The organism is Clostridium sp. CM74B_53 (assembly GCF_036318045.1).
Lineage (GTDB): Bacteria > Bacillota > Clostridia > Lachnospirales > Lachnospiraceae > Pilosibacter.
On sequence record NZ_JAWQDE010000004.1, the window covers coordinates 1 to 12,245 of the forward strand.

At 49.3% G+C, this 12,245-nt stretch carries 10 protein-coding genes; 8 read left to right on the forward strand and 2 right to left on the reverse strand.

Annotated features, from left to right (window positions below; translation table 11 throughout):
• Positions 1 to 129 precede the first annotated feature (129 nt).
• Positions 130 to 1,941: an AAA family ATPase gene (locus V2546_RS04265; protein ID WP_329751628.1), complete on the reverse strand. Its 1,812-nt coding sequence runs from the start codon at positions 1,939 to 1,941 to the stop codon at positions 130 to 132.
• A gap of 172 nt (positions 1,942 to 2,113) precedes the next feature.
• Complete coding sequence (locus tag V2546_RS04270) at positions 2,114 to 2,893, reverse strand: type III pantothenate kinase (protein ID WP_021904227.1); 780 nt, start codon at positions 2,891 to 2,893, stop codon at positions 2,114 to 2,116.
• Between the two features lie 195 nt (positions 2,894 to 3,088).
• Here V2546_RS04270 and coaBC point away from each other — a divergent pair, with 195 nt between their 5' ends.
• The 8 genes from coaBC to aguB all read left to right on the forward strand — a co-directional run bounded on the left by coaBC (position 3,089) and on the right by aguB (position 11,960).
• Positions 3,089 to 4,282 (forward strand): bifunctional phosphopantothenoylcysteine decarboxylase/phosphopantothenate--cysteine ligase CoaBC, encoded by a 1,194-nt coding sequence (gene coaBC / locus V2546_RS04275; RefSeq protein ID WP_329751629.1) that lies wholly within the window; start codon positions 3,089 to 3,091, stop codon positions 4,280 to 4,282.
• Between the two features lie 274 nt (positions 4,283 to 4,556).
• Entirely contained in the window at positions 4,557 to 6,149 is a 1,593-nt protein-coding gene (locus V2546_RS04280) for a peptide chain release factor 3 (RefSeq protein WP_118530600.1), read from the forward strand.
• A gap of 85 nt (positions 6,150 to 6,234) precedes the next feature.
• Positions 6,235 to 6,684 (forward strand): GatB/YqeY domain-containing protein, encoded by a 450-nt coding sequence (locus V2546_RS04285; RefSeq protein ID WP_118530602.1) that lies wholly within the window; start codon positions 6,235 to 6,237, stop codon positions 6,682 to 6,684.
• A gap of 158 nt (positions 6,685 to 6,842) precedes the next feature.
• Positions 6,843 to 8,246 carry a dipeptidase PepV gene (gene pepV / locus V2546_RS04290; RefSeq protein WP_329751630.1) on the forward strand — a complete coding sequence of 468 codons (1,404 nt, stop codon included), beginning with the start codon at positions 6,843 to 6,845 and terminating at the stop codon, positions 8,244 to 8,246.
• 42 nt (positions 8,247 to 8,288) lie between these two features.
• Complete coding sequence (locus V2546_RS04295) at positions 8,289 to 9,110, forward strand: amidohydrolase family protein (protein WP_118530605.1); 822 nt, start codon at positions 8,289 to 8,291, stop codon at positions 9,108 to 9,110.
• Positions 9,111 to 9,241: 131 nt separating this feature from the next.
• Positions 9,242 to 9,622, forward strand: coding sequence for a YlmC/YmxH family sporulation protein (locus V2546_RS15645; protein WP_486463559.1), 381 nt, complete (start codon positions 9,242 to 9,244; stop codon positions 9,620 to 9,622).
• Positions 9,623 to 9,775: 153 nt separating this feature from the next.
• Positions 9,776 to 10,906, forward strand: coding sequence for an agmatine deiminase (gene aguA, locus V2546_RS04305; RefSeq protein WP_215703278.1), 1,131 nt, complete (start codon positions 9,776 to 9,778; stop codon positions 10,904 to 10,906).
• A gap of 187 nt (positions 10,907 to 11,093) precedes the next feature.
• Complete coding sequence (gene aguB, locus V2546_RS04310) at positions 11,094 to 11,960, forward strand: N-carbamoylputrescine amidase (RefSeq protein WP_118530611.1); 867 nt, start codon at positions 11,094 to 11,096, stop codon at positions 11,958 to 11,960.
• Positions 11,961 to 12,245 lie beyond the last annotated feature (285 nt).

A 12,245-nucleotide genomic window follows, 5' to 3' on the forward strand; every position in this document is an offset into this window, starting at 1 on the left:
CCGGGCTTTTCGAAGCTCGGCGTTTTGTGTTGGGAATATGAAATGAGCTGCCGCACGTTAGTGCGACAGCCCCTTTGTGTTGGGAATATGAAATGAGCTGCCGCACGTTAGTGCGACAGCCCCTTCTCATTATTTTCGTTTCACAACGGCTGTTTTTCCACGAAAAGCAATCCCGATTTTTATGATCGGCCGGACACCTGCATCCCGCAATTCCGTGTCATATTTTTTCACATCTATTTGTTGGAGGGCGCGATCTGCCAGCGCATCCAGATCCACATGATCATCATTTGTGTGTTTGAATTCAAACAGGAATCCCGGAATTCCTTTTACTAATGGATTCAGTTGAATATCAAATCGGCCAAGCCCCGATTCTCGATTGGAATGAATCTGGTACCTGTTTCCAAGGATCGCACATAATCCAAGCATCATGCCATGATAAAAACTTTCATTTGCCCCATCCATAGAAGAAATACTCTGCAGCATAAAATTCTCCAGCAAAGACTGAAGCTTTTTTGCATTTCCGGAGAATATCGCCTGATTGATAGAAATCGCGACGCTGTTCTGATTTGTCCGATTTAAAATTTCTTTTTCATAGACACAGGCAATCTCTTTATTTGGAATTGCAACATCACACATGAAATTCCCATCATTTTGTGGATAAACTTCTGCAACTTTTAAGTAACCCGCAACAAGAAGAAAACTATAGATCGTGTATGGATTATTCTGGATCTCCGGATAGATCACGCTGGTATCTATATACGTAGTGATTTTTTCACCGCAGAGCAGTTTATGAAGTCCTTCCGTTATCTCGGGTGTAGCTGTCGCGATAATCTCACCAATGATTTCGTTGCTGCCGGTAGACTGCCAGAACGCCTTTGGGAAGCACTGATCGGTAATGTAATTGATCACAGACCATGGATTAAAGATTTCTGTATGACCAAATCGGTATCCGTCATACCAGCTGCAGATCTCCTGATATTTGTCCTCTTTCCCATAGTAGTGCAGAATATCTTTTACTTCTTCAGTTGTAAAGCCGAAATATTCACTGTAACTGTCGTCCAAAATCGAATTGGTTTTCAAATTATTCATGCCGCTGAAGATGCTTTCTTTTGCAACACGGAGAATGCCTGTGAGAAAGCCAAAAGCCAGATGTGGATTATCCTTCAGGCCGCCGGAAAAGAAATTACGCATGAAATTCACGATTTCAGGATAAAAATTGCAATGATGTCCCTGCTGGATCGGTGTATCGTATTCATCAATAATGATAATACATTCTTGTCCATAATGCTTGTGCAGCAACAGAGATAAGATTTGTAATCCCATCTGGCAGTCTACTTCATTCGCATTGTCACTGGCAAGGCGATGGTACTGTTCTTTTTCATAGATTCCAAGTGCAGTACTTTCCTCAAGTTCACTGTGCCGTATAAATTCCAGTGAAATCAGCTTACGGATCTTCTGAAATGTCTCCTGCCATGTCAGACATTTTACATCCTTAAATGTCAGGAATATGACCGGATACTTTCCCTGATGCCGGGTATAATCAGAACCACACTGCCATATCTGCTTATCCTTGAAATAAATGGAGGTGTCCTCCTGTGTTTTTTCAAAAAAGACCCGAACCATATCCATATTCAATGTTTTACCGAAACGTCTCGGACGGGTAAACAACGATACCATAGGTTTCGTATCCAGAAAATCACGGATCAGCAAGGTTTTATCTACATAATAATAGCTTGTGGTCGCCGTCTTGAAATCAGAAATCCCAATGGGCATCGGCTTTTTCTTTTCGCCTGAATCTGGCCAAACTGCATTTTTTGGAATCAGCCAGGAATGTCCCTCTTTCACAGCTCCGGAAATTTCGCCCTGCTTACACATCTGCTGGACTCTGCGTACAGTGATTCCCATTGCTTTTGCCGCTTCCATGCTGGATAAATAGTTCATTGAACACCTCCAAACGTAATTCTATCATAAGTATATCCCATTAAACGAAATATTACAACTCTGCATTTCGCTTATATTTCGTTTCAAACGAAATGTATAGACAGCAACAGTCGGGAGGACAATTCTGAATAAAAAAGCCGAATGAACGTTAATTTCATTCGGCAGTGAAGCTTTACGCATCTTTTGTTTCTGTATTTTGTCTGTACAGGATCATCAGTCCGCGGAGCAGAAGATCCGGATCATATGTAATCTTATGCGTACAGAGCGGGGTGATAAATCTTGCCATACCGCCGGTAGCAATAAGGGTTGCCGGTTCGCCGAGCTCTGCGGTCATGCGGTCGATAAGACCGTCAAGCATTGCGGCATTGCCGAGCATGATACCATTTCTCATACATTCGATGGTGTTCTTTCCGATCGCACGTTTCGGAACATCGAAGCTGATCCTCGGAAGCTGGGCTGTATTGGAAACGAGGGAGTTTAAGGCAACCTTTACACCCGGGAGAATCACACCGCCGATATAATTTCCATCGTGGTCTACAACATCGAGCGTTGTCGCGGTTCCCATATCCGCGATGATGATCGGTCCTTCATATTTGGCATTTGCAGCGACAGCGGCCACGATCCGGTCACCGCCGACGGTCTTAGGGTTATCCATCTTGATGTTTAAGCCCGTCTTCATGCCGGAACCGACAAGAAGCGGTTTCTTTCCGGTGATCTTCTTTACGGCGGAAGAAATCGGCGCGTTTAAAGGCGGGACAACGGATGCCATAATGGAACCTTCGATATCATTTTTCTTTACTTTATGGATCTCCAGAATATTCTTTAAGAGGATCGCGTATTCGAGACTCGTTTTTCGGTCATCGGTGGTGATGCGCTCCTCAAAATATGTTTTATTGTCGTCAAGACCTCCGACAACGATATTACTGTTTCCCATGTCGATCGCTAAAATCATTGAGAAAACTCCTTCCACAAATCTAAGTAACGTGTTATACTGTTTTTACGTGTGCAGTTGATCAAAGGTTCCGTATTTGCGGGATTTGTCAACCGTCACTGTGAATATGAGAAACGTGTGAGACAGGTTCCTCATAATTTTAAAGTTCGAATTATCTTACCATAAATTGACTAAAATTACAACGGAGGATTCCAAATGTTAGCAGGAAAAACCGTACTTTTATGCGTGAGCGGCAGTATCGCCGCCTATAAAATCGCATATCTCGCCAGCGCACTGAAAAAACTGAAGGCAGATGTCCATGTGCTTATGACCCGGAATGCGACAAATTTCATCAACCCAATTACATTCGAGACACTGACCGGAAATAAATGCCTGGTGGATACGTTTGACCGGAACTTTGAGTTTTCCGTTGAACATGTTTCCCTTGCGAAGGCGGCGGACGTTGTCCTCGTTGCCCCGGCTTCCGCAAATGTGATCGCGAAGCTGGCCCATGGTCTTGCGGACGATATGTTGACGACCACGGTTCTCGCATGTACCTGCAAGAAGATCATCAGCCCGGCGATGAATACGAGAATGTTCGAGAATCCGATCACACAGGACAACTTAAAGATCTGCGAACACTATGGAATGGAAGTGATCAGTCCGGCAAGCGGGTATCTCGCCTGCGGCGATACCGGAGCCGGAAAGATGCCGGAGCCGGAAGTGCTGCTCCAGTATATCTTAAAGGAAGTCCAGTACGAGAAAGACTTAAAAGGAAAGAAGATCCTTGTGACCGCAGGCCCGACGAGAGAGGCCATTGACCCGGTCCGCTATATTACAAACCACAGTACCGGAAAGATGGGATATGCCATCGCGAAGACGGCAGCTCTCCGCGGCGCTGACGTGACTCTTGTTTCGGGACCGGCAGAGGTGGAGCCGCCGATGTTCGTAAATTTTGTTCCGGTGGTTACCGCCAAAGATATGTTTGAGGCTGTGACAAGCCGCAGTGATGAGATGGACGCGGTGATCAAGGCCGCGGCTGTCGCTGACTACCGCCCGAAGTTCGTGAATACCGAGAAGACAAAGAAGAAAGACGGGGATATGGCGATCGAACTGGAGCGCACCGATGATATCTTAAAATGGCTCGGAGAACATAAAAAAGAAAGCCAGTTTCTTTGCGGATTTTCTATGGAGACGGAACATATGCTGGAGAATTCCAGGGCAAAATTAAAGAAGAAGAATCTCGATATGATCGTTGCCAACAATCTGAAGGTTGCCGGTGCCGGTTTCGGAACGGACACGAATGTAGTGACGATGATCCGCGAGAATAAGGAGACGGAGCTTCCGATCATGTCGAAGGAAGAGGTTGCAGGGGCGATCTTAGACGAGATCTTTGAAATTAAAAGATAGAAAATTCCAATCTTTACCAGAAAATAGAAGATTCGACTACTCAGATGCCTTTACAGGTGAAAAACGCAAAGCAGGCACAGAGTGGTGAAGATTGCTATAAATATAACGAATTTTAGGGCTTTCTTCTTGACGAAACTCTTAAATACTGGTAAAAATTAATTGGAATAAGAGCAGCAGAAAAAAACGGCAGTCAATGAAGGACCGCGGTTCTTTTGTGCTGTCAGCAGGAAAATATTGTTAGACGAAACACAAGATAGATTTGGAGGAAAATTTTTTGGCTTCATTAAATGATGAAATAAAGAGACGACGGACATTCGCGATCATTTCTCACCCGGATGCCGGTAAAACGACACTGACCGAGAAATTCCTGTTATACGGAGGCGCGATCAACCTTGCCGGAACCGTAAAGGGACGCAAAGCGACAAAGCACGCAGTCTCCGACTGGATGGAGATCGAGAAGGAGAGAGGTATCTCCGTAACATCTTCCGTACTCCAGTTCAATTACGAGGGATACTGCATCAATATTCTTGATACCCCAGGACATCAGGACTTCTCCGAGGATACCTACCGTACCCTGATGGCAGCGGACTCCGCGGTCATGGTCATCGACGGATCAAAGGGTGTCGAGGCGCAGACCATCAAACTGTTCAAGGTCTGTGTGATGCGCCATATCCCGATTTTTACCTTTGTAAACAAGATGGACCGTGAGGCGAGAGACCCGTTCGAGCTCATGAGCGAGATCGAGGAGGTTCTCGGAATCCATACCTGCCCGATCAACTGGCCGATCGGCTGCGGAAAGAGCTTCAAGGGCGTTTATGACCGCCAGACAAAGAAGATCACGACCTTCACGGCTGCCATGGGCGGACAGAAGGAAGTTGCCACAGAGACTTTCGACGTGGAGGGAACAGACGTGGATTCCGTCATCGGTTCCGATTTCCACGCTCAGTTAAGGGACGATATCGAGCTTCTCGACGGAGCGAGCGATGAGTTTGACCAGGAGCTTGTCAGCGCCGGAAAGCTTTCACCGGTGTTCTTCGGATCTGCTCTCACAAACTTCGGTGTTGAGACATTTCTGGAGCATTTCTTAAATATGACGACTTCTCCACTTCCGAGAAAGACAACGACAGGCGTGATCGACCCGTTCCGGGAAGATTTCTCCGCGTTCGTATTTAAGATCCAGGCAAACATGAACAAGGCACACCGTGACCGTATCGCGTTCATGCGCATCTGTTCCGGTAAGTTTGAGGCAGGAATGGAAGTAAACCATGTTCAGGGCGGTAAGAAGATCCGTCTGACCCAGCCGCAGCAGCTGATGGCCGAGAGCCGTAAAATCATTGAGGAGGCTTATGCCGGAGATATCATCGGCGTTTTCGATCCGGGTATTTTCTCCATCGGTGACACGCTCTGTACGTCCAACGAGAAGTTCCAGTTTGAGGGTATCCCGACCTTTGCGCCGGAGCATTTCGCGAGAGTCCGCCAGATCGATACCATGAAGAGAAAACAGTTCTTAAAGGGTGTCAACCAGATCGCTCAGGAAGGTGCGATCCAGATCTTCCAGGAGTTCAATACCGGTATGGAGGAGATCATCGTCGGCGTTGTCGGTGTCCTGCAGTTTGAGGTCCTGACCTACCGCTTAAAGAACGAGTACAATGTCGATGTCCGTCTGGAACAGCTTCCGTTCGAGTATATCCGCTGGGTTGAGAACCCGGAGGAAGTGGATGTGGCGAAGATCCAGGGCACATCCGATATGAAACGCATCTGCGACCTCAAGGGCAATCCGTTATTGTTATTCATCAACAGCTGGAGTGTCGGCATGGTCGAGGAGAGAAATCCGAACTTGAAACTCAGTGAGTTCGGAAAGAACTAATCAAGTTTACAAAATATATCATCACAGGAACATGTGGAACCAGTCGTTTTGACTGGGAATACTGCATAGACAGGAGGAATATAAGATGAGTAAGATCGATGTTGTAAGAGCAGCTATGGTCGAGGCGATGAAAGCAAAAGATAAAGAGAGAAAGGATTCCCTTTCCATGCTTCTCTCCGCATTAAAGAACGCGCAGATCGATAAGCGCGAAGCTCCGCTCACCGAGGATGAGGAGAACGCGATCGTAAAGAAAGAGATCAAGCAGGTCAAAGAGACGATCGATACCGCTCCGGCAGACCGCGCTGATATCATCGAAGAGGCAAAGAAGAGACTGGCTGTATATCAGGAGTTCGCTCCGGCAGATATGACCGAGGACCAGATCAGAGAGACGATCCAGAAAGTTCTCGCAGAGCTCGGAATCGAAGCTCCGACCGCAAAGGACAAAGGAAAGATCATGAAATCCCTAATGCCGCTTGTAAAGGGAAAGGCAGACGGTAAGATCGTAAACGAGATCCTGGCAGGATTCATGAAGTAATGAGCGCGGATCCGTGAGTCTAAACAAAATTATCAGCGGGGCTGGCTTTATATCCTGGAAACGCCCGGGACGAGGCGGCCCCGTCTGTCTTTCTTTACGCGAAGCGTGTTTTCACTTGTTGGGAAAATGGTATATAGAGAATAATGGAGGCAGAAATTATGTACAAAGAGAAGATCAGCCGGTATATTGATGCACATAAGAAAGAGATGCTGGAAGATATCGAGGAGCTTTGCCGGATCAACAGCGTGAAAGGCTCTTACCGGATCGGAAAACCGTATGGGGAGGGATGTTCCGAGGCACTGCGCACAGCGCTGCATATCGCGGAATGTTACGGCTTTTCCATCAACAATTATGACAATTATGTCGGCACCGTGGACATGAACAACAAGGACGCCCAGCTGGATATTTTAGCGCACCTCGATGTCGTTCCGGCCGGAGATGGATGGACGGTCACAAAGCCGTTTGAGCCGGTCGTGAAGGACGGAAAGATCTACGGGCGCGGAACTGCGGACGATAAGGGACCGGCAGTCGCGGCTCTCTATGCGATGCGTGCGGTCAACGAGCTCGGGATCCCACTGAAAAAGAATGTCCGGCTGATCCTCGGAACGGATGAGGAGTGCGGAAGCTCCGATATCACCCACTACTACAGTGTGGAGAAGGAAGCACCGATGACCTTCTCACCGGATGCATCCTTCCCGGTCATCAACATCGAAAAAGGCCGGATCGAAGGCAATTTTACGGCAGAATTTGAGCCGTCCGACAAGCTCCCGAAGATGGTCTCCTTCAAGTGCGGGACAAAGGTCAACGTCGTTCCGGCGGCAGCGGAAGCTCTCTTTGAGGGACTTGACGGGGATGAGACGGAAGCTCTTGCAAAGAGCATGGAGGAAGAACTCGGGATTACATTTACCGTTTCTTCCGAAGACGGATGCTTAAAGATCGCAGCGTCCGGAGAAAATGGACATGCATCAACTCCGTGGAAGGGAAAAAATGCCCTGACAGGTCTTCTGGCGCTGATCGAGCGTCTGCCGCTCGCAGAGTGCGGACAACTCAAAGCTGTCCGTGCGTTAAATCATCTGATGCCGCACGGTGACTGGTTTGGCGCCGGACTGGGGATCCAGATAAGCGATGAGGAGTCCGGAGAACTGACACTCGCATTCAGCATGCTGGACATCTCCGAAAAGAGCCTGGAAGGCGAATTTGACAGCCGCTGCCCGATCTGTGCGACAAAGGAGAACACGATCGACGTGATCCGGAAAAATATGGAGGCAGAGGGGATTTCCTTCAATACCGAGGAACTGGAACCGCCGCACCATGTGCCGGCAGATTCCGACTTCGTAAAGACTCTTCTTTCTGCTTACGAGTCCTATTCCGGAAGAAAGGGCGAGTGCATCGCGATCGGAGGCGGAACATATGTCCACCACTTAAAGAACGGTGTCGCATTCGGTGCCTGCCTTCCGGAGACCGAAAATCACATGCATGGTCCGGATGAGTTCGCGGTGGTCGACGAGCTCTTGATGAGCGCGAAGATCTTTGCACAGGTGATCGTGGATCTCTGCAGCTGACCGGAAGATACATGATCATGTGAAAGAAAGGACAGGATACGGATGAACTGTAAGATCATCGATATCCACACCCATATTTATCCGGTCGCGCTGGCGAGGCGGGCAATGGAAGTCACCGGACAGGAGCATGATGATTTCAAAAATCTCCCGATCCGGGAGAATCTCCTGACACGGATGCAGGATGCCGGGGTGACACTCTCCGTCAATCTGCCGGTCGTCTCAAAACCGCAGAATCAGGCGGAGGTAAACAGGTTTGCGAAGGAGTCTGCCCGGAAAAACATCATTCCGTTCGGCGGACTTCATCCGGACTGTGAAAATGTGGCGGAGGAGCTGGAAAAACTGAAGGACATGGGAATGGCGGGGATCAAGTTTCATCCGCCGTTCCAGAAAGTCCATCTCGAAGATCCGAAATATGAGGAAATGTGGCGGCGGATCAATGCGCTGGGATTTCCGGTGCTGATCCACTGCGGAACTGCGAAGATCGCGCGCCCGTATGACCTCTATCCGTCCGGAGTGCGGAAAATCTTAAAATATGCCCCGGATATCCCGATCATCATGGCACATATGGGGAGCTTCTGCATGATGAAAAATCCGGAGGAGACGCTGGATGATCTTCCAGAAAATGTCTTTATCGACACGGCGATGAGCGCGGAGCTCGAGGATTCCGGGGAGTTCGAGGAGATCATCCGGAAATTCGGGCCGGAGCGGACCATGTACGGCTGCGATTTCCCGTACGGGAGCCAGAAAGCCGCGATCGCAAGGATCAGGGACAGCAGCTTTTCCGACAGCGAGAAAGAGGAGATGCTGTGGAAAAACGCTGCGAAAATATTAAAGTCGGTGAGGAAACTGCCGGAGAATTTTTAGAGAGCATTTCTGGGGGAATATGTCAGAACTTGTGAAAATACCGGTTTTGGATGAAAACGAATCAAATATGGCGTGTTCTGCATATCATAGACTGATTACATAAAAACTGTCCGGGAGATGATCGGATGCGGATGAGCGAGCTGAAAAAGCGCGAAGTGATCAACGTCTGTGACTGCAGGAGACTGGGATTTGTGGGCGATCTCGATATTGACCCGTGTTCGGGAAAGATCCTTGCGATCATTGTGCCGGGACCGGGCTGCGTCTGCGGATTTTTAGGGCGCGAGAAAGATTTTGTGATCCCGTTTGACGATATCTGTCAGATCGGGGACGATATCATCCTGGTCCGTCTGGAAGAAAAGAAAGAAAAACCTCCGAAGCCACCAAAACCGGGACCACCGCCGGGACCGCCCTGCCGACCGTGCCCGTGTCCGCCGCCATGCGAACCGGAATGCGGCTGCGGCGACCCAAAGAAATGGGAAAACGGGCGGTGCGGGAGAGAAAAATTCTGGTGAGAGAATAAAACAAAAATCCCATCGGCGAAGCTGAATTGGAATGAATTTTTGCCCGTAATTTGCCATGCATCCGAAGGGAAGCTCCGGGGGAGGTTCCTGCAGGTGTGAGGGTACTGAACAGTTACTAATAAAGACAGAAAGAGGAAACAGAACATGAAGAAACTTCACACACTCCCGGCCGCGGATGGATTCCGCATGCCCGGGGAATTTGAACCTCACCGGGGCTGCATCATGATCTGGCCGAAGCGTCCGGGAAGCTGGAACTACGGCGCAAAGAAGGCCAGAGAGGCATTTAAGCGTGTGGCATGGGCGATCGCCGAGAGCGAGGAAGTCTTTATGCTGGCGGAAGCGGATGTGGAAGAGAACGCGAGAGAAATGCTGACCGGAAATCCGGGACATGAGATCCATGTGATCCGGATGGAGTCTGATGACGCCTGGGCGAGAGATGTAGCTCCGACGTTTGTGGTGAACGATGAAAAAAATGTCCGCGGGATCGATTGGGAGTTCAATGCCTGGGGAGGCGATGTGGACGGACTCTACGCACACTGGGAAAAGGATGATCAGGTTGCGGAGAAGGTCTGCGAGGAACTCCATTATGACTGCTATGAGGCGCATCCGTTTGTTCTGGAAGGCGGCTCGATCCATTCGGACGGTGAGGGAACGGTCCTCGTGACAGCAGCCTGCCTTTTGAGTGCGGGAAGAAATCCAAAGCTTTCAAAGCAGGAGATCGAACAGAAGCTCTGCGATTATCTCGGAGCGCAGAAAGTGATCTGGCTGGAGCGCGGGATCTACAACGATGAGACGAACGAGCATGTGGACAATATCTGCGCTTTCGTGAGACCGGGGGAGGTCGTCCTCGCCTGGACGGATGACGAGACGGACCCGCAGTATGCGATGTCAAAGAGCTGTCTGGAGATCCTGGAGCGCGAGACGGACGCGATGGGACGAAAGATCAAGGTTCATAAGCTTCCGATTCCGAAAACACCGATCTGCGTCACAGAGGAGGATCTCGGCGGCTATGAGTTCGAGGACGGAGAGGACACGAGAGAAGTCGGAGAGCGGCTGGCGGCAAGTTATGTAAACTTCTATATTTCAAACGGCGGAGTGATCGTCCCGCAGTTTGGGGATGAGCATGATGAGGCGGCAGTGGAGATCTTAAAAGCGGCATTCCCGGAGCGGACTGTCTATCCGGTGCCGGCGCGGGATATCCTGCTCGGAGGCGGAAACATCCACTGCATCACGCAGCAGATCCCGGAAGGAAAGAGCAGAGAGTCACAAGCCTGAATAACATCAGAGTACCGGAAATGGGAAAATGAGATTTCTATGTCCGGAAAATTTTTAAATATCTGAAACTGAAATCTGGAGTCATGAGGGTACAGCTGAGTTTCAGAAACCCAAAACAAAGTCTGCGCAGGCAAAAAAAGAGCAGATGCGCAGAGAAAAAATAAGATCACTGGCAGGAGGAAGAAGAATGCGAAAGGTGAAAGTTGCGGCGGTACAGATGCGCTGCACGAGAGATGTAAATGAAAATATCGCGAACGCGGAACGGCTTGTAAGAAAAGCGGCGGCGGACGGTGCGCAGATCATCCTGCTGCCGGAGCTCTTTGAACGCCAGTATTTCTGCCAGGAGCGCCAGTACGAATACTATGAGTTTGCGAAGCCGGTGGAGGAGAATGATGCGGTAAAGCACTTTGCGAAAGTCGCAGAGGAGCTTTCTGTCGTCCTTCCGATCAGCTTCTATGAAAAGGACGGGAAACGCCTGTTCAACACGGTGGCGATCCTTGATGCGGACGGAACGAACCTAGGGATCTACAGAAAGACCCACATCCCGGACGACCACTATTATCAGGAAAAATTCTATTTCACACCGGGAGATACCGGATTTAAAGCATTTAAGACCCGCTACGGGACGATCGGCGTCGGCATCTGCTGGGACCAGTGGTTTCCGGAGACCGCACGATTCATGGCGGTAAAGGGCGCGGAGCTCTTATTCTACCCGACCGCGATCGGAAGCGAGCCGATCCTCTCCGTGGACAGCATGCCGCACTGGAGACGCTGCATGCAGGGACATTCCGCATCGAACCTGATGCCGGTGATCGCGGCAAACCGTGTGGGCCTGGAAGAAGTAGAACCTTGTGAGGCGAACGGAAACCAGAAATCCGCCCTGAAATTCTACGGTTCCTCCTTCATCACGGACGGAGCAGGAGAGGTGATCGAGTCCATGGACCGCGACAGCGAGGGCGTGATCACAGCGGAGTTCGACCTGGACGAGCTGGAGCGCGAGCGTTTCTCCTGGGGACTTTTCCGTGACCGCAGACCGGAGATGTACCACGAATAAAGAAAAAGAGAACAAAGGCAGATACCGATGGATTTTTCCGGGGTATCTGCCTTTCTTTATCTTGGCCGGATAGGACTAACTTTTTTACCGATGTCGAATCATTTTTGAGGAACAATCAGAATATAACCCTGATTCATACAACAGATAGAAAACATGTATGCCGGTAATTTCTCCCGATTTCTTGAAAAATAAGAAAATTTAGAGTATGATTACATGGAAAAGAATGGGTCGGGATGGATCCGGAATATAAAAAGAAGATCCCTGGATTCAAGTCCATGGGATTAT